The following is a 19,480-nucleotide window of genomic DNA, read 5'->3' on the forward strand; positions in this document are numbered from 1 at the left end:
TCATACTACCTAGTGCGGCACCTGTGCACTGAAATCATACCGGCTGGAACGATCGGCATGGTAGAACACCACATCTCCGTCCCTTAAAGTGAACTGGTTGCCGTAGCTATCTTCGACTTGACGCTGGAATCCTTCCAGCAACCATTGGTTCATTAGCGGTGCATGGATATATTGCAGATGCGGAGCCCCCAGATTCCCTTCCTGGATCGACTCCAAGTTAAAGTTCACCACGATATAGCCGTTCTTCAGGAAGATCGGTGACTTCGCATTCAAACCACCATGGGTGCGCCCATATTCGGCCAGATTCGTTCCGGCTTGAACCACATAAGGCTCGGCAGGCAGACTGTATTCCCCGTACCACTGCTGAATGGCAGCATTTGCACGAAGTACATCCGCACTTGCGTTCGTCGGAATATTCGTTTTGGGTCCGATAAACGTACGTAATTGCTCCGGCATCAGCAGCAGACTGTATCCGCCTACAGGGGTTTTCATTTTCGTGAATTTATCCCGGTAATACTCCTGATACGTCCGTTCACTCATCATCCCTGGATGAATTTCGCCATAGCGATTATATTTGTAGGTCGCCGTATCTCGTAACTGTTCGGAAGGTACTTGACGTAACCGATCATTGAGAATGACAAACCGCTTGACTTGATCCTCTGCTGAACCAATATGAATAAAACTTCGCTGGTTCGTCGAGTAATACAGATCTACCGGTACGCGTGTTTTCCCATCTTTGCTGACAAAATCAAAGGTCGGAGTCAGGCGAATGCCGTCTCTGGGCCCGAACATATTGCCCTTGGTTTTAAAATCAAACTTAAAGTGATATCCCGTCTTCACAGCCACATTCTGATACCCTTGCAGCGGATGACTGCCTGGGCGAATCGGTACGGTGAACTGTGGTTTGTTCCCTCGCTTGTCTCCATCAATTCCCTGTGTTCCTGTCCAGTAGCTAATCCAGGTCGGTGCAATGCTACCCTTAAACCGCCGGAAAACAAGCTCCCAGTTATAGTCTGCGATGTCCGTAATTTCAAAGTCGTACAACCTCCCGATGACCTCTACAGATACTTCGTCACTGGCCAGATGATAGGTCAAGTCTGTGTTGGCATCTGGTTGGGCGTTGCTTCTGGACATCGTTTCAAAATCGGCAGGTGCATTCTCTGCAATATTGCGGAACTCCACTTGGTAATCTCCCTCATCTACCCACACAGGCAGATAAAAGGTCGTATCGAGCACATCCACCGGAATATCAATCCACGTACTCCGCGGATAAAACTGTGTCCGGTCGGCACTGTACACGTCAAACGGAAACCGCACCTGTTTGATTCGATAATATTTGGCATAATCCCGATCCCCATATCCCGGATACGAGTTGACATCCAAATGCTGTCCGCTCGTGGGGATACGGACTGTGAACGGCCGCTCCAAAATAAGGGCAGACCGATCCATATTCGGTATCGTTTTCTGATTATGAGGTTGATCGTCTGAAACAAGGGAATAGTTCACGACTGGAGTATGAACAGTGACTGTGTTGATCCCCGGAATTTCAAAGGTTTCTTCCTCATTACCATTATTAACATTTCCACTCATTAATTCATAACGGATTTCGCCTGTGCTAGGCGTGTCCTTCTTATTTAACAAGGTTTTGGATATTTCATTGTCAGGACTGTACAGAACATCTTTGCCAACCATTTGGGGTTCTGCGATCTGACCTGGCGTTGGACCTGTTTCTTCTACTTTTGTGTTGTCCATGACAACAGCCCCATTAAACTTCAAATAGTCATTCTGAACTTGGACCTTTGGCACAGCATCTTCCGCAATAGATGAGAGATCATCTGTTGGTGTTGGAGGTTCGCTGGTCCCTCCCGGCACTGGCTGTGAAGGCGCTGTTAACACAGGCGGTGTATTGTGTGCGTAAAAGGTACCGTTCGTCGTCGCTGCATAGATGGGACTACGATAATCAGCAGGATATAGTTCAATCTGTGGTAAAGCATAGTTTTTTAGGATCGCATCGGTTATCTCATAAACGAGCAAAGTGTCAATTTTCCAATACTCGAAATCCCGTTTCACAGTATAGGTGTATGGTACTTTTACATCTCTAGATCTTGGAGTTGATACCGTTGTCGTACCGCCTTTACCATCCGAAACCTTCCTTTCGTCTGTCCACGTTTTGTTATACGTTTTTTCAACAACTACGGTATATGTACAAGTTCCTTGCATATTCACAAACTTATTTTGGAATAGGTAACTTAGACCAAATACATTGCCATATAAACTCTCAGAGGTAGGGATACCTCGCAGTACGTCAAATGGCTCACTTCCACGTTGATCGGCCTTAATAACTGCGCTTGCATTAGGGTTCATTCTCTCTCCTGTCATTTCTCCGACAGGTGACTCTGCACATGCCGCATCCGGAGTTTCTGGCGGCGGCGGTGGTGGTGGTGTATCCCCTACAGTAATCGTAGCGGATTCGTAGATGTAATACGGGCCATCTTCGGAATTCTTCCATTATGATTGCTGTTCCAACATTTTTCGCAACGATCTGACCAGTCTTAGGTTCTACATAAACTACGTTTTGTTTATTTGAACTCCACTCGATTTGGTCGGCACGCTTGGAGACATTCACCCAGTTACCGAATTCCTCTTGGTCGTATGCTTTAGTTCGGATTTCTGCTACAAGGGATTTCACATCGTTCACTTTCAGCTGCATGTCTTCTCGGACGCGGATCTCTTTGGTTTCCGTCACGTAACCGCTATAATCAATCTCTAGTGGTGTGTAATACTCAACTTGATATTTTGGATCTCCATCCTGTCTTATACCATACGGAGTCTTCTTTTCCCATTGATAGTCAGAAAGGTTATCCGGGCCTACATAATCAGTACCAGTCCGTGTTTCTATGGTTACCAGCAGACTCCCCTTTTTATAGTCCGGTTTTGAACCTGGCTTAATTGCGTAGGTTCCATCTGATGTGTTGTATTTAATATCATCAATTTCTATATCTGTGACGTGACCTCTCTTGAATTTATTACCTGTTGGAGTATCTTGTAATGAATCAGGTACGTAGTTTTTCGTGTTAATCTCATCTTTAACAAATTTATTTGCCGGAAGCTTCAAGGGAAGAGCAGATAATCCAGAAGAGTAAGTATTCGTTTCTACCCTACCGTATTTTTCGCTAGTAGCTTGCCATACTTTAAAATCGCCTTGAGTCCAGATAGTCTTAGGCTTAGGTTTTGCTGTTCCCGTTACTTTGACTTTAAATGTTTGCTTACCTCTCGCTAATCCGCTTGGTTTCACTTCTATGTCTTTGTCTGGATAGCCGTTCTTAAAGTTAGCATAGGTTTTAATAGACATGACTCCGAAGGAGTAAATAAGGAATATCACGAGTAATGAGAGAACAGTCCATTTCTTTTGCATTTATAATCCCTGCCTAGTTGTTATTTGAAATAACTGCATATGAACCATCGTCCATGTTGAATTGTCCGTAGAAGCCTTTGATTTTAAGGTTTTCTACAACCCACACCTTCACACCATTTTTGTTCTTTGCGAAAAATTTTGCAGGCTCTAAAACAGGAATAACTTCATATCCATATTTTTTGTTCAATTCATTTGTGATAGCCATTCCACCAGTCATATCAATAACACCATTCTTATAATCTCCAATGTCAAAACCCTGTTTTTTAGGATAAATTGTGATTTCTTTGAACACTGGAAGTAAACCACTGTTCTTGTATTTATTTATTCCGAATTCAGTCAAGAACAACGATGTATAGATGCTGTCTTTCTTCTTAGGCTCAGACGCGTTTATACCAATTAAGCGATGAAACACCAGACTACCAGATCCGTTACGGAACGTTTTCCGTTTCCCTGAAATATCAGCGATAGAAGTTTTCCCTGTAGTCAGGCTAGATACCAATTCAAGATTCGTTTTTTTCGTACCCATTATTCTTAATTCATTCAGATCATCAAATGTCGCAGCTTCTTTTTTCAGCACATTTTCGAGTCTTAGCAAAATAGCAGAAGATTCAGCACGAGTGGTCGTCTTATCCATTCCAAACGATCCGTCCGGAAAGCCGTTCATCAAGTTGGTTCCCATTGCAAGAGCGAGGTAAGGAATTTTATCCTGAGCGATTCCTGGTTTAAAGGACTCTTTGACTGGAAGCAACGTTCCTTTGGTTTCAGCAAATGCTGTCTTATACTCATCACTGGATGCAACCAATCCGGAACTCAACCATTTGGCCATTTCTTCGCGAGTAATCGGAGTACTTGGCTTAAATCCATTCGGATAGTCTTTGGTGTTGATGAAACCCAAACTGATAGCCCGATCTACCTCAATTTTACCCCAGTGTCCATTCAGATCCTTGAAGGAATCAGTCGGGGCATCTTCAGGAAGAGACATGTCTTTGGCCACTCGTGAAATTAGGGATGCAAATTCTGCTCTTGTTACCGAAGCATTGGGCTTGAACAATCCATTACCGTATCCTTTGAAATATCCTTTGGAAACCGCAGATTCAATAGCAGACTTTGCCCAGTGATTGGACTGCACATCTTTAAAGCTTGTTGTTGCAGCATAAGCCTGGGAAGAAATTAATGTCGATACGACTACTACAACGCTCATTATGGGTAACATTATTTTTTTCAACTTTTCCACTCTCCGATTAGTTAGATTTAGTTTGGTTAGGCTCTTTTACTACTATGTAAATTTTCACTGTGCTCCGGAATCTACTTGTATAAAAATCTTCTCCCTTTTGATTAATGTAGTCCACTAGTTCCGACGTATGCTCCCAGGTGCCATTCATCCAACTGCTTAATACTCATTTGAAGATCCCACACAATCGGTACAAGTCGCTGACTATGGGCTGCTCTCGGTATACTCGAAAAGGTTCTGTTGAATCCGTTCAGAGGTATCAACTAAACAGTTGCTTCAGCTTTACCTAGATGATAAGTAAATAGGACGAGTACAGAGGACAAAATGATTATCAAACTGAAACTGAGTATGGAACTGATGGTCCTTTTCATTCAGAACATAGCCCCTTACTTGAAAGGATTAATGATAGCTACAGCGTAATTGTCCAAATCGCCATCCCGTAGGAGAATATAATCTGCCGAAGAAATTTTAAACTCTGTGTAATCGTAGTTTTCTACGAACTTTCCATTTTGGAAGAGATCCAAGCTACTTACTACTGGATAGGTATTCATTCCTGTTTCATCATCATTATTTATGAAAGCCGCATCTAGCACCTGACGCCCCTTTGCAAAACTATTTTTTACTAAGAACGAGATAGGATTTCCTCTGACACTACTTCTAATCTGTACCACATTGCCGCTACGTACAGGATCTTTTACCAAATCAATGCTGTATACCACTTGACTATTCCCTAGTTGGATTGGTAAGTCACTTTCTTTGATTATCTTCACACTAGGGTACGTGTCTTTTTCCATGTTTTTGAAGTAATCAATACTTTGTGTATATGCTTTAAAATCACTTAACTTGGTTAACTTAAACGTCTTATCATCCGTACTACGGAAGTCTTTGTTCCCTATCCAGACCCAACGACCAATCTTGTCCCACTCTACCTTCTGGCCAAGTCCTTCACTCACTAGACGCAGGGGAACGAAAGTCCGGTTTTGCTTCAGAATGATCTGCGTGCCATAGTCTTTCTTCTGGCCATCGACGAGGGCTGAAGTCTGCCCGATCGTCATGTCCACTTTATGATCTTTGCTGACGATCCCAACCTTGGAAACTTTGCCAACCTTCGAGTACGTCACCTTTGCGCCCAGGGCTTCCGAAACAAACCGGATTGGAACCATAACGCTACCTTGGCCATCCTGGAATGGCTTCGCATCTGGAAATTTAATTTTCACGGTGTTCAGCAACACCTCGACTTGCTTCGGCTTACTTGCAGCTGCAACTGCTTCGTTTCCCGAACCTATCATGCTTACAGTCAATATACTTGCTAATACAGTTGATAACAGTTTCTTCATAATCTAAATCCCTCTGCTTTTCATATGTACTTCTTCTCACTTTCACTTCCCAGTAGCTTTTTCTTTGCATAGGTCTAACAAACCCTAAATATCAAACAAACTTGGAAATACTATCTTCAGTTTAGGACTTATCTGATATCAAACAAGTTTACATTCTTCAATAAGTAAAATTTGTTCTTCTATTCACCAATCTTTTTAAGATCTAAAGGAATACCGGTTCCTGTAACTTCAAAATCACGGTAATCCAAACTTATTTTAATCTTATCTTCTTCTTTACCTACAATATATCCGTATAGCACCACTCTCGTTGTAATATAAGAAGCCATAACCTGTGAGTCGACAAACTTAACTTCCACACCATAATTATCTATAAAGTACTTCTCGCCTATAACCGTAGCTTTTTCAACAATTTGTTTATCAGTCAAGTAATTCTTAACAACTAAAAAACAAATAAACATAACTACTATAGATAAAATAATCAACAGGACTTTAGAATTAATTTTAATGAGAATCACCCTTTGATTCTATCAGGAATAATATGTATTACTTTAATAATAACTAAATTGGAATATAAATACAGTGAGTTTCTTAAATGATGAGCTTTTACAAGCCATGTCTAAAGAATCATATGTCGGAATTAGGGCTCCTTGTCCAAAAAGTTATTCCGATTCAAACATCCAGTCTGGTCCAGTTACATAATTAACTTCATAAGTATTATAATTAATCGCAATAGAAAATGTCTCGTTGACATCGTGCTCCACATATCCATACAATACCACCTTCGAATCTATATAACCTGGAAAAACCTGAGAATCTGTGAACTTAACGGTAACATTATACTTACTTTTAAAATATTCAATTCCTATAGGAGTGGCCTTTTTGACAATATTATTATTTTTCACCTGGTATGTAATTGCACATCCACTCACTAATAAGACTAAAGACGCAAATATTATCAATACCATCTTCAGTTTAGGACTCATTTCCTACGTTACCTCCTTGAAAAATACATTATTTTCATTTAATATCTTCTACTATAATATATTAAATGAAAGGAGAAATATAGATATTGTTCATCTCAGATAAGACTTACCATAGAATTTCCGGTGTCGCTTATGACAGGGAAATAAAAAAAGAGAATGCAAAAATTGACGACGACTGGTCTCGTGCTAGTTTGCCTAATTCTACTCTCAACGATACAAACAATTCAGGGTTTGATGCAGTAGTGTACTATAACGAAAAAGAGAATCAAGTAGTTATTGGATATAGGGGGACTGAACCCGACACATCTTGGGGCAAGGTCACAGATATCGAAACCGATGGCTTTGATGTAGTCGGTGGACGATACAAAAGTCTTAGAGAAACCGTTGAAAACAACCCCGACATTCTCTCAAAACCAGAATATTATGGCACAAAAACTGCTTATATGCAGAATCAGTTCTATCTCTCCGAAAAGTTATATCAAGAAGTTAAAGAGATGTATCCTACAGCTGAGATCTCTACAACTGGACACTCTTTGGGTGGCGGACTCGCACAATATACAGCTATACATAACAACCTGTCATCTACTACATATAATCCAGCTAGCATTCGAGCCGTTGTCTCTGATGAAATTTTAAAGAAAATAGATGCCGGAGAATATGACAAGAAAAATACAGCTTATGTTAACCCTGGGGATGGTGTTGGAGCAGGTTTTTCCAATACATCGACGCGGCATGCAGCCAATACAATCATGATTAATAAGACGTACGAGGAAGCGAATAGACCCCAAATCGTTATACCTTTAATAACCAAATCAACCGGTACCTCTTCCGGTTTCTTTACACCCTTTTGGAAGAATATCACTTTTGTTTCAACCACGCTTCCATCTGGTACGCAAAACATGGGAGTCAAACTTTTCAATTCTTTCGGTGGAGAAAAGGCCCACGGTCTGGAGAACTTCGAGTTTGACAAGAATGGCTTTATTACAAATACACTTTATACACGAGATGGCGAAGTGATTGGTGGAAATCCAAGGTACACGGAATACTTAAATACCCTGCTTGCCAATGAAAAAATGAAGGACACCGTAAATAAATTAATTGAAAAGTACGGTGCCTACCTAGGACCTCTTGGACAAATGGCTGCTGCCGGTGCTGGGGTTACCATCCAACTCTCACTAGAGAATCTTCAAAGAGCCGGACAAAAAATGCAGCAGCATGTAAATGAATTTCAATCTAGCCTCCCCACAGCAACCAATGCCATTCTCAGACTTATTGAATCCAGCGATAGCCGCTCTCTTGAACCTATTGTGGATCGGTTAACAAGTGATTTGCACAAATTTAGCCGCTGGTATGAAGAAGAAGCACATGTCATTGCAGAGTATATTAATCAAAAAGCTGAAGATTTCAGACAAGCCGACGAGGGTTAAAAAGGAGCGACGAAGCATATGTCACGGAGCATTGTTGTAGAATTAGTGGATCTGATGAATGCCGAGAAGGAAATCAATGATTTAATGGATATGCTTGAAGCTAACAAACGTCATGTAAGATCCATTGATGAGAGTATTGGAGATTGGAAAGGTAAATCTGCAGAAGAATTGCGAAGAAAGATGGATCGTTTCCAGAACATTTTAGGAGAATGGATTGCAGATTTCAAGCAGCAACAGATTGAGCTTGTGAAGTATACATATCGTATGGAGCGTGCAGATCGGGGAAATTAGGATAACGTTCAACTGATGAATAAGATGTAAAAAAAGAGGCTCCTTACCATCGATATGGTAAGGAGCCTCCTTCACTATAAATTTCATTTATACGAAATACGACCCGAGGGATGCTCAGGCAAAATAGCTGTAACCAGCTGCTTCACAGCCGGATGATCCGACTGTATTACCGAATCCCCGGCATCACCACTATAGACAAGCCTGCCCTGATCCATTACCGCAATACGGTCACAGATCGTCATGGCGGCCCGAATGTCATGTGTGATAAAGAGGTACGACAACCCGTAGGACGCTCTTAACTCTGCCAATAAGGATAGGATTTGCGTCTGGTGCACCATATCCAGGCTGCTGATCGACTCGTCCAGAACAATCAACTTGGGCTTGAGCGCGATGGCTCTTGCGATGTTGACTCGCTGTAATTGTCCCCCGCTGAACTGGTGCGGAAGCTTGCTCCCATCCTCCGGTGTGAGTCCAACCTGTTCCAGCAGTTGTCCAACCACACGAAGTTGTTCTTTTGCCGACAATCGCTCGTAATTATCAAGTGGCTCACCGATAATTTGCGCGGCAGTCATGAGCGGATTCACAGCCGAATAACAGTCCTGGAACACGACTTGCAGATCACGCCGTAATCCCTTAAGCACGGGTTTGCTGGATCGGTAGATATCCTGACCTTGAAATAAAACCTGACCTTGGCTAGGCTTCTCCAGACCAAGAATGATTTTGCCCAAGGTACTTTTACCGGCTCCGCTCGTACCCAGAAGTCCCAGACACACACCCTTTTCAATCGTAAGTGAGATGTCTGCCAGCACAGGAGGACGCGCTCCCGAACGATCCAGCCAATTACGTTTGCCATAGCTATGGCTTACCTCACGTACCTGAAGCATCAGGTCATCCTCCTCTCTTGTACTTGGCAGAAGCAATCTCCGAAGAAGACGAAAATACACATCACCATGTTCATTCCACCTCTACGACTACCCACTCAAAATACAGTTTATACCCGCTCTACACATACACTCACTGAACGATTCATCTCATCTGTCATTCGCTACCGTCCCAAAGACATACCAGGTCTGGCATTTAACAACATCCGGGTATACTCATGCTGCGGGTGATCGAACAGTTGGTACACATCTGCCTGCTCCACAATTCGACCCTTCTGCATAACCGCCACCTCATCGGCCATCTGCGAGATCACGCCTAGATCGTGGGAGATGAGCAAGATGGATGTGCCGTATTCGGTACGTAGCCGATCCAATTCCTGAAGCACCTTGAACTGGTTCACAACATCCAGTGCCGTCGTGGGTTCATCAGCAATAACCAAGGCGGGTCGCAGGCACATCGATATGGCGATCATCACTCGCTGCAACATGCCACCACTCAGTTGAAAGGGATATCGCTTCATTAGTTTGGACGGCTCGGGCAGGTTCATATCTGCCAAGGCAGCAATAGCCCGCTCCCGGGCCGCTGCTTTGGACATTCCCGTATGCGTACGCAAAGTTTCAATGAATTGCGATCCAATCGTATATACGGGTGTAAAAGCATTCATCGGATTCTGCATAATAAATCCGATTTCCTTGCCTCGGATGCGTCGCATCTCCTCTCCTGACAACGAGCCAAGCTCCCGTCCATTCAGACGGATGCTGCCTGATACCTCCATTCTGCGCGGATCAAGCAGATTAAGCAACGCATTACATGTAACGGTCTTGCCGCTACCACTCTCTCCGACGAGACCGAAGACACGACCTTTTTCTAATTCGAAGTCAATGGGCTCCAGTAACGGGACTGAACCCTCCGCTGTTCTAAGATTCACTTGCAGACCGCGAACTTCGAGTACCTTAGCTGCATCATCCATCGTTACATTCACCCCTTGTCCCGCTTGCCTTCGCCTTCAATTTTCTTCCTACCCCTTCAAGCATTCAACGACTACCTTTTTGCAATGCCATAACGCTCGGATAACACTTCTCCCAAGATGTTGAACGTAATGACTACGAGCAGAATCAATGCCCCCGGGTAGATCATCAACTCCGGATGACTACGAATATAACCCGTTCCTTCATGAATCATGGCGCCCCATTCTGCATTCGGGGGTTGAATACCAAGCCCCAAGAAGGACAGAGCGGATATATCCATAATCGCCCAGCCCATCTCCAATGTGCCCATCACAACGATCGGACGCTGCACGTTGGGGATGATATGTCTACGGATAATCGTCCACGAAGAGGAGCCGCTAATCCGCGCTGCTGCGATGAAGTTCCGTTCTTTCAGACTAACGACCATATTCCGACAGATGCGTGCATAATACACCCACTGTACCATCATGAGGGCCAGAAGCACCTGCATCAGACCTGGACCAAAGATCCCTACAATACCGAGCACCAGCACCAGATTAGGAAATGCCATAATGCCTTCACACAAGCGCATCAACAGACTGTCCACCCAGCCACCAAGGTAACCGGAGATCGAACCTACAATAACACCTATGAGCAAAGAAGACAGAAAGATCAGGGTAGCAAATCCGAGCGACACCCGCGCGCCATAGATCAGCCTGGTGAGATTGTCGCGTCCCAGATGATCCGTTCCCAGCCAATGCTCAAGCGATGGACTCTCCAGCTTCTGTAACAGATTCACCTTCACAGGGTCATGAGGAGCAATCCATGGGGCTAATAACGCTACCATGAAGAAAAGCAATATGATCACCGAGCAGATCTGGATGGCTCTCTGTCCTTTAAATACCGCACGCCATTTGTTTATCAATGTTCTGCCCGTCCTTTCGCTGAAATCCGTGGGTCCATATAGAGCTGCACCAGATCAACGAGCAGATTGCATACGATGAACAGGCATGCCGCCAGGAAGACATAACATTGTATTACGGGGATATCTCGATTAAATATCGCATCGACAAAGTATCGTCCGAACCCCGGCCAGGAAAACACTTGCTCCACAATAATGGTGCCTGTGAGCAGCTTGCCCATACTCATCCCCATCCCCGTAATGAGGGGCGATATAGCGATCTTCAGCACATGTTTCAACATAATGACTCGTTCGCGGATCCCGCGTGTTCTCGCGTACTGTACATATGTCTCCTGCAATTGCTCCAGTACACTGGAACGCAATAATCGGGTGTAGATCGCAATAAGAATCAAGGAGAGTGTAATCGTAGGCAGAACCAGATTCTCCCACGATCCACGTCCCTCCACAGGGAGCCAGTCCAGCTTCACCGAGAAAAAGAAGATCAGCAGGTAACCGAGCCAGAATTGCGGAATAGATGCTCCAAAATAGGAAATCCCACGACTGACCATGTCAATCCAGCTATTCTTGTACACCGCCGCCAGTATTCCCAAAGGAATACTCACCAAAGCCGATAACAACATACTCCAGAAGGCTAGTTCAGCCGTAGCCGGAAGCCTTAATTTCACTTCATCCCATACGGGTTTATTGGTGAGATACGAGGTGCCGAAGTCGAGCTTGGCAATCTTCTGAATCGTATGCGTATATTGGGTTAACAAAGGCTGATCCAGGCCGAACTCATGCCGCTTTTGCGCAAGTAGCTCCGGTGTTGGATAGATATGAGCGGCTGTCAGATAAGCCTCGGCCGGATCAACCGGTGAAATATGAATAAGCGCAAAGGTAACAAGTGTAGCGATAAAAACGATAGGAATGATCGCGATCATTCGTTTACCGATATAACTGATCACCAAACGTTCCTCCCTTTTATCAAGCTACAGACCTTACCACTCTCGAAATTTACTACTTATTGATTGCCCAACTCAATGCCTACAAACGGATTTTCATCACGATTCGCCGGGAAAATAAAGTTGGAAATTTTCTTCTGATATACAGCCGTTTTCTTAATATAAGAGATGGGTACGATCGCCGATTGCTCCTGAAGTGTCTTCAGGATAGAGCCATATAACTCCTGGCGTTTCGTCTCGTCTGTGGATGATAGTGCTGCATGCACCTGATCGTCCAGTTCCTTTTTCATCGGCAACGCACTCAGGGTCTCGGAAATCCCGAATCCAGGGCTCGCTACAACGTTAATGAAGGAGTGAGGATCATACGGCGCACCATAGTTGTACCAGAAATACAGATCGAAATCATTGGCTTTCAAACGTTTGATCTGAACCGTAAGTTCCAGTCCAGTGAGGTTCACTTTAACCCCAAGCTCGCTCCATTCCGCCTGAATGGTCTCAGCCATCGCTTTCTGAATCGGGTCCGTTTTGTCAAAAATCATCTCGAAATCAAGCTGCTGCCCGTCTTTTTCACGAACTGTACCACCTGCAGGCAGCTTCCAGCCCGCTTCATCCAGTAAAGCTTTGGATTTCTCCACGTCATACGTGATCGGTTCCAAGTCTACATTGGTGTACGGATAGTTTTTGGACAATACGGTATCGGCTGGTTCTTCCAATCCGGAAGTAACGCCTTCCACCATCGCCTGTTTGTTAAACCCTTGCTGGAGCGCCATCCGCACTCTGACATCAGACAGCTTGGGATTGGAAGAGTTCAGCAGCAGACTGCGTGTGCCCACCGGATCAGACAATTGGGTCACATATTTATCATTGTCACGCAGCTCCTGGAACGCATCCAGACTGATCATACCTTCCCCGTAGATCAGGTCGAGATCGCCTTTTTCAAAAGCAAGTACACGGGTTTCACCGTCAGGAATGATTTTGACCGTAATCTGATCCACCTTCGATGCTGTTCCCCAATAATTCGGGTTGCGCTTGAAAACAGCATATTCGTCCTGCTTGTAATCAGCCAGCATCCACGGGCCCGTTCCAACCGGCTCTTTGATGCCTTGGGAGGTATCCCCATCATCCGGGAATCCGGCTTCACCCAGGAAGCGGAAAGGACGGACCACAGACAAGTCCTGAAGAACAGGATAATACGGCTCTGTGAGCGTCAGTCGGAAAGTCTGGTCGTTCACAACCTCTGTCTTGTCGAGCACGCCAACAATGCCCAGCCAGCTATGTGTGTCTTTATTTTTCATAACAGCATCAAAGTTCTTTTTCACAATCTCAGCATTAAATGGTGTACCATCTGAGAATTTCACACCTTGGCGAAGCTTGAATGTATATACTTTGCCGTCATCGGAGATGGTCCATGATTCTGCCAGCGCAGGTTCCAGTTTTCCGTCCTTCTGGTAACTGATCAGTGGCTCATAGAGCATGGATTGGGCAAATAATTGCGAAGGATTGTACGTATGCGGATTCATTGTACCGATATCACGTGGCCATGACATCGTAATCGACTTCGTAGACGTTTGATCCGAAGCAGCAGATGAGGATTCATCTCCACTTCCTGTATTGCTGCAGCCCACAATAACCAATAGCAACAAGAGCATTGTTGCCAGCGTGAAGGCCGAAGATTTGCGATGTTGTACAGACATGGATGTAGAACCCCTTTTCTCTATTTTATGATAATGATTATCATATTCATCCATTAAGAATAGGCAGGAGCCCTCCTTTTGTCAACAAAATTCGACATTGTATGTGTTGTTATTAACAATCTGAAGTACAAAGCAAGTAGAGAGGTTGTCTTTATTTGAGTAGCCTCTTATTCAATTTTTGTTTTGATTCTTGTATGTGAAGATATTTAGTTGCGGAAAAATTGACTTACATGGAGAGTTGATTCTATGTAAACCTATTATCGAGCCATAAAATGATGACAATTCGAAGTTGGTAGTCTTCATTCCTTTCCTAGTTCTCACCCAATATGAGCGGGACTAGTCAAAGATATCTAGTTCAATTTGAATTAGTTTTTTCTGTTTTCGCCAAAAACATCTAATGTTAGTATTGATCAGACTTTTAAATACAGAATATTACAAAATAAGTGATTATACGACATTATTAGCTATTTAATTCCCTAACATTTCCTTATATAATAATAAATAGGTTTTATTAGCTGGCCAGCTTTCGAATTAATTATTATAGAAATAGGAGAAAATTTCATGAGAATAACTAAAAAAGTAATTAAAGCTCTGGCAGTTACAGCAATATTAGGTTCCATTGCTTCCTCTGCTTATGCAGCTAAACCTTTCGGTGTTGGAGGGGGATGGGTAGAAGGTGAAGGTCACTTCACCAACGCCAGTCCAGACAGAGGAATAACAACACAGGAGGTAAAATTATATCCTGATTCCCATGAAGGGTATTCTCAGTATAGTACAACAGATAGTAAATTAAAGCGTGCTGTTGCAAAAACGGTTTGGCCAGGTATGAAACATTACTCTAGAGCTCAGATGGAGTGGATATGGGTTAGAGAAGATAGTGGGAGACAGTGGGATGTCGGTAGAACAGAAGCGAAAACAAATTATGCTAGTATTGACCTCATTTCTAAAACATATTGGGGGACCGAAGAATAACTGTAATGAGGATTTTCTTTAGTATTTAGTACTTAAACAATACAGCGGCAAGATTTCTTTGAAAAAGAGACTTGCCGCTATTTATGAAAGGTAATGGACAGATGAGTAATCTTTTAAAGAAAATAAATAGAGGTGGGATTTTTCTTATTTGTTTGCTTTACTTCTTTCTGAGTATCATGATTGTTTCCATAAGTTATTATGAAGTTAAAAAGAGTGAAATGGATATATTAGGAAGAAGTCTCTATGATGAAAATAGTATCTTTTTTATACCTGATGAATCCATGTTATGGGATTGGCGCGATATAAACATTGGACAGCAGTTTACGTTGTTTAAGGAACTTCAAACAGGTTCAAGAAACATTCGAGCCATATACTTTGATAATCAGACGTATGTACCGCCGATGGTAGAAGGCAGATTTTTTCGAAAAGAGGACTTTTACGATAAAGAGAAATTTGCAGTGATCGGAAAAGAAATTCAGAGATCAGAGCTAAAATATAAAAACGGGAAGTTATATTATATTTATAAAAACGATGAGTTTGAAGTTATCGGAACAATGGGCGCCTCTCATCTAACTGAAATAGATAAAACAATACTACTGTCTATGAACGGATTAAGTAGCGATGAAAATAGAGAAACAGGTATTTTTGTATTGAATGCCTCGGATTTAAGTTCTGTTACCAAAACTAAGATACTGGATACGGACGGGGTTAAAGTACCTATTCACTTGTTTGAACGAGGAGAATATGGAGCACAAAACTATGCAAATTCAGATATGTATAACGTTATGTTGAAAATTATAGTATTTGTATTAGTTTCGTTTTCCAGCGTTATTTTTACAATGAGTTGGATCAAGAAGCAGTGGTCCGAGATTCGTGTACTTTGGATTCTAGGGTATCAACCAAGGTACCCATTATTCAGATATGTGATTAAATATTTTGTGATTACATCATTTACTTATTTTTTAGTAGCCGGAAGTAGTTTTACTATTCTAAATATTAATCAGGAGTTTTACAATGAATATTTTCTTCATATTTGCTTTGGTTTTCTAGTTATAGTTCTCACCTCCTTTTTATCCTTGAGAATAACTATGAAAAGCTTGAGCAAGAGGCTAATAATGTAGAATCATTTTTATCTTAAGAAAGGATTTTTCTATGTACGAACGAATATTCACAGAAGTGTGTGAAAGTATCCGTAAAAATAAATTGGTTACGATTTTAATCACAACCTCGATCCTCTTCCTGTTTTTTTTAGCTATGGTTGTATTCCTGGGTTTGAATAGCCTTGAAAAAAAATCAAATCAAATCAATCTTCTTGAAGATCTGAAAAGCTACCAACTTTCTGATACCTTGCTTGATGCCGATCAATTATCAAGTTTAATGAAACAAGTACATTTTCTTGAAACACTCAAAAAGTTCTATAGTTATTTGGAAAAGGATTTAAATGAAAAGTATATTTATGTATTCACTCAGCCCATCGCATTACTTGACTTAACTTCGTCAGAAAAAGAAAAATTCACCAGAGATTATGAAATGGGCTTTGTAAGTGAGCCTTATGATATCAACGGAGAGGGCCCATATAAATCGATCAAAGCAGTACAATTAAATAAGCAGGCGGTAGATATGTTTTCGGTTAGTGCAGTCGATGGTGAGAGTTTCGCAGAAAATGATTATATGGGAAATGCGGATGATCAGATACCCGTACTATTAGGTCATGAGTATAAAAATTTCTATAATCCAGGGGATACAATAAAAGGACAATATTTATTTAAGAAATTTAATCTGGTTGTAAAAGGCTTTCTTAAGCCCAATTCCCTGATCTTTAGCTCTAATGAACCGGAGTTATATTTGGATCGTTATATTGTAATGCCCGCACAACAATTTGTATCTGCCCCTCAAAGCGAGGAGGATTTCAGTTTTCAACAAAAGCATTTTCTCCAACTGATTAACGGCTCAGTATATAGTGCTTCTGGAGATTTTATTGTAAATAAGAAACTAGAGGAAGCTAAAGAAAGGACGGGTTTTGGTGATACTAGATTTTTAGGAGCTAGCGCCATACCTTTTGGTTTTGTTCTATCAGCCCTGAAGGAAAATAGGTTTCTCCTCAGCATAATAGGAATTATGATCATGTTAATCGTTGTATTGACAATGTGGATATTTTTCAAAAACAAATTTGAAGATAACCTCAAAATGTGGTCAATTCATTTGATATCAGGAGCTGTGCCTACTCAAATATTTCTCTATTATGTAGTTGAGATTGGAATTGTAGTGTTATCACCCGCAATCATCAGTTTAATACTGTATGCATTTTTAATAGGCTATAGTATGGTTGCCTATCTATTCATTTTGCTGACTCTTTCAGCCATAATCATACTGTCCGTACTTATTCCCTTGTATAGGCGCATCCAAAATGAAAGTATGAGCTCTTTGCTAAAAAGAATGGAGTGATCTTATTGATTGAGATTAACGACTTGCATAAATGCTATGGAACTGGAGATAACAAGAATGAAGTGCTGAGAGGTCTGAGCCTCACTCTAGAAGAGGGTTCAATGACAGCAATCATGGGAAGAAGTGGATCTGGTAAATCTACGTTACTAAATATAATGGCTGGGTTAGAGAAGGCTGATTCTGGTGTATACAAGTATTGGGATGAGAATGTACTATCCAAAACATCAGCTGAGTCTGCTGTCTTCCGCAGAAGAGAAGTAGGTTTTATTGTACAAAATTATGCGTTAATCGAAGCTAAAAATGTATTTGAAAATGTGGCTTTGCCTTTACGATATAGCAGAGTACCAAAATCAGTTATAAATAAACAAGTTAAAGAGACACTGTCATCTCTAGAAATAAATCATTTATCCGAGGAGCCTGTGAATCACCTTTCAGGCGGAGAAATGCAACGTGTCGCTATTGCGAGAGCACTAGTGCAAGATCCGTCTATTATTTTGGCTGATGAACCGACAGGTTCTCTTGACGAAAAGACAGAGAAATCCATATTAAACATTTTCAAAGATTTGCACCGAAGAGGCAAGACCATTGTCATTGTCACACATGATCATCAGGTGGCCGAAGTCTGCGACAGAATTATCTATATTAAAGAGGGGACCGTTGTGTAGGTTGTTTATGAGTCATACTATCGCCATATAAATAGATCGCGTCTGGTCTGACTCCAGACGTTTTTTTATTTTTCCTAAGCGTCAGTAAGAAGGCGGCATCGAAATCATCCGGACTCGGGATGCTTCGGTGGTATTGTTTCAATAGCATGCTGCCCATCGTCCCCATTCCTACCTGCACATATCTAAACCAAAGAAACGTATATGAGACTAACCCTGAAATTCATCTTCACATACGTCTCCTTGCTTGTTTACTCTTCTCTACACCTTAACTCCATTTATATACTACAACTTGCCTTCTTCATGATCTCCAGCGATGACTTCATCGGTCTGGATGACGTAGTTCACAATCTCTTCAATGGTCGTATAAGCCACGCCCACATACGTATCGGCAGCGCCGTAATAGATGGCAATGCGTCCGGTCTCTGCATCATGCAGCGTTGCGCATGGGAAGATAACGTTATCAACGAAGCCTTGTTCTTCATACCATTTTTCCGGTGTCAGCACGAAGTTGGAGGAGCGATATTTTACTTTGGACGGTTCATCCAAATCCAGAACGACCGCCCCCATGCTATAGACAAAACCGTTACATGTTCCAGTTACACCGTGGTAGAACATCAGCCAGCCTTCGGACGTTTCAATCGGAGCAGGCCCGCCGCCAATTTTAACCGATTGCCACCAGCCTTGGCCGCCTTTGCTCATCACATGACGGTGCTTGCCCCAGTACACGAGATCCGGGCTTTCACTCAGGAAGATATCCCCGAATGGGGTATGTCCACTGTCACTTGGTCTGGACAACATCACATAGTTATCCTTGATTTTGCGTGGGAACAGCACGCCATTACGGTTGAACGGCAGCATTGGATTTTCGAGGCGGACAAACGTTTTGAAGTCCTCTGTTTTGGCTAGGCCCAATGCTGCGCCGTAGAAGTCTGTACACCAGATGATGTAATACGTATCCTCGACTTTGACCAGACGCGGGTCATACGCATAGTTTGGCATAAACGGATCGCCATTTTCATCTACAAATGCAATGCGCTCTTCCTCAATCGTCCACTCCAAACCGTCCTCACTTGCCCCCATGTGCAGGTGCGGACGTCCATTAACGGTTTCTGCTCGAAATACCCCAATGAATTTCCCCTCATAAGGAACAACGGCACTGTTGAAAATGCGGGCAACGCCTTTGACCGGGTTACGCGGAACCACCGGATTCGCGGAGTGTCTCCATACCGGGCCTTCCGTTCCCTCCGGTTTGTTCTCCCACGGCATATTCGGCAAAGCGTCCCCAACAATGTGTACGTTTTTCGTTTCAGCAACTGACATTTTTCATT

The 19,480-nt window shown here is 42.6% G+C and carries 18 protein-coding genes and 1 pseudogene; 6 read left to right on the forward strand and 13 right to left on the reverse strand.

Annotated features, from left to right (window positions below; genetic code table 11):
- Positions 1-9: 9 nt before the first annotated feature.
- From AC1S8V_RS28845 to AC1S8V_RS28875, 7 genes and pseudogenes are all read right to left on the reverse strand, one after another.
- The gene (locus AC1S8V_RS28845) at positions 10-2,364 is read right to left on the reverse strand and encodes a DUF5704 domain-containing protein (RefSeq protein ID WP_482071717.1); all 2,355 of its coding nucleotides are present in this window, start codon (positions 2,362-2,364) and stop codon (positions 10-12) included.
- Positions 2,354-3,415: a hypothetical protein gene (locus AC1S8V_RS28850; RefSeq protein WP_482071718.1), complete on the reverse strand. Its 1,062-nt coding sequence runs from the start codon at positions 3,413-3,415 to the stop codon at positions 2,354-2,356. The genes AC1S8V_RS28845 and AC1S8V_RS28850 overlap by 11 nt, the downstream gene beginning before the upstream one ends.
- Before the next feature lie 13 nt (positions 3,416-3,428).
- The gene (locus AC1S8V_RS28855) at positions 3,429-4,616 is read right to left on the reverse strand and encodes an S-layer homology domain-containing protein (RefSeq protein WP_482071719.1); all 1,188 of its coding nucleotides are present in this window, start codon (positions 4,614-4,616) and stop codon (positions 3,429-3,431) included.
- A gap of 87 nt (positions 4,617-4,703) precedes the next feature.
- Positions 4,704-4,904 (reverse strand): annotated as a pseudogene (locus tag AC1S8V_RS28860) (lipase family protein); the annotation flags it as partial.
- A gap of 128 nt (positions 4,905-5,032) precedes the next feature.
- Positions 5,033-5,983, reverse strand: coding sequence for a copper amine oxidase N-terminal domain-containing protein (locus AC1S8V_RS28865; protein WP_482071720.1), 951 nt, complete (start codon positions 5,981-5,983; stop codon positions 5,033-5,035).
- 179 nt (positions 5,984-6,162) lie between these two features.
- Complete coding sequence (locus AC1S8V_RS28870) at positions 6,163-6,465, reverse strand: hypothetical protein (RefSeq protein ID WP_482071721.1); 303 nt, start codon at positions 6,463-6,465, stop codon at positions 6,163-6,165.
- A 177-nt stretch (positions 6,466-6,642) separates the two neighbouring features.
- The gene (locus AC1S8V_RS28875) at positions 6,643-6,966 is read right to left on the reverse strand and encodes a hypothetical protein (RefSeq protein ID WP_482071722.1); all 324 of its coding nucleotides are present in this window, start codon (positions 6,964-6,966) and stop codon (positions 6,643-6,645) included.
- Positions 6,967-7,052: 86 nt separating this feature from the next.
- Here AC1S8V_RS28875 and AC1S8V_RS28880 point away from each other — a divergent pair, with 86 nt between their 5' ends.
- The gene (locus tag AC1S8V_RS28880) at positions 7,053-8,393 is read left to right on the forward strand and encodes a Tle-like phospholipase domain-containing protein (RefSeq protein WP_482071723.1); all 1,341 of its coding nucleotides are present in this window, start codon (positions 7,053-7,055) and stop codon (positions 8,391-8,393) included.
- Between the two features lie 18 nt (positions 8,394-8,411).
- Positions 8,412-8,684 (forward strand): hypothetical protein, encoded by a 273-nt coding sequence (locus AC1S8V_RS28885; protein ID WP_076212169.1) that lies wholly within the window; start codon positions 8,412-8,414, stop codon positions 8,682-8,684.
- Between the two features lie 83 nt (positions 8,685-8,767).
- Here the strand turns inward: AC1S8V_RS28885 and nikE are convergent, their stop codons facing one another.
- The 5 genes from nikE to nikA form a co-directional block, all read right to left on the reverse strand.
- On the reverse strand, positions 8,768-9,568 hold the full coding sequence (gene nikE / locus AC1S8V_RS28890) for a nickel import ATP-binding protein NikE (RefSeq protein WP_482071724.1): 801 nt from the start codon (positions 9,566-9,568) through the stop codon (positions 8,768-8,770).
- A gap of 161 nt (positions 9,569-9,729) precedes the next feature.
- On the reverse strand, positions 9,730-10,536 hold the full coding sequence (locus AC1S8V_RS28895) for an ABC transporter ATP-binding protein (RefSeq protein WP_482071725.1): 807 nt from the start codon (positions 10,534-10,536) through the stop codon (positions 9,730-9,732).
- Between the two features lie 71 nt (positions 10,537-10,607).
- A complete protein-coding gene (gene nikC / locus AC1S8V_RS28900; RefSeq protein ID WP_482071726.1) occupies positions 10,608-11,438 on the reverse strand; it encodes a nickel ABC transporter permease subunit NikC in 831 nt (276 codons plus the stop codon).
- A complete protein-coding gene (gene nikB / locus AC1S8V_RS28905; RefSeq protein WP_482071727.1) occupies positions 11,435-12,379 on the reverse strand; it encodes a nickel ABC transporter permease subunit NikB in 945 nt (314 codons plus the stop codon). The genes nikC and nikB overlap by 4 nt, the downstream gene beginning before the upstream one ends.
- Before the next feature lie 56 nt (positions 12,380-12,435).
- Positions 12,436-14,070, reverse strand: coding sequence for a nickel ABC transporter substrate-binding protein (gene nikA, locus AC1S8V_RS28910; protein ID WP_482071728.1), 1,635 nt, complete (start codon positions 14,068-14,070; stop codon positions 12,436-12,438).
- 561 nt (positions 14,071-14,631) lie between these two features.
- Here nikA and AC1S8V_RS28915 point away from each other — a divergent pair.
- The 4 genes from AC1S8V_RS28915 to AC1S8V_RS28930 all read left to right on the forward strand — a co-directional run bounded on the left by AC1S8V_RS28915 (position 14,632) and on the right by AC1S8V_RS28930 (position 18,152).
- Positions 14,632-15,042, forward strand: coding sequence for a hypothetical protein (locus AC1S8V_RS28915; protein ID WP_482071729.1), 411 nt, complete (start codon positions 14,632-14,634; stop codon positions 15,040-15,042).
- A 101-nt stretch (positions 15,043-15,143) separates the two neighbouring features.
- The gene (locus AC1S8V_RS28920; RefSeq protein ID WP_482071730.1) at positions 15,144-16,163 is read left to right on the forward strand and encodes a hypothetical protein; all 1,020 of its coding nucleotides are present in this window, start codon (positions 15,144-15,146) and stop codon (positions 16,161-16,163) included.
- Between the two features lie 31 nt (positions 16,164-16,194).
- The gene (locus AC1S8V_RS28925; RefSeq protein WP_482071731.1) at positions 16,195-17,487 is read left to right on the forward strand and encodes an ABC transporter; all 1,293 of its coding nucleotides are present in this window, start codon (positions 16,195-16,197) and stop codon (positions 17,485-17,487) included.
- Complete coding sequence (locus tag AC1S8V_RS28930; RefSeq protein ID WP_482071732.1) at positions 17,484-18,152, forward strand: ABC transporter ATP-binding protein; 669 nt, start codon at positions 17,484-17,486, stop codon at positions 18,150-18,152. Before AC1S8V_RS28925 ends, AC1S8V_RS28930 begins: the two co-directional genes overlap by 4 nt.
- A 282-nt stretch (positions 18,153-18,434) precedes the next feature.
- On the opposite strand, the gene AC1S8V_RS28935 is transcribed toward AC1S8V_RS28930, so the two are convergent.
- Entirely contained in the window at positions 18,435-19,472 is a 1,038-nt protein-coding gene (locus AC1S8V_RS28935; RefSeq protein WP_482071733.1) for a glycoside hydrolase family 130 protein, read from the reverse strand.
- Positions 19,473-19,480 lie beyond the last annotated feature (8 nt).

The sequence above is a fragment of the Paenibacillus sp. B46(2026) genome, from assembly GCF_056786355.1.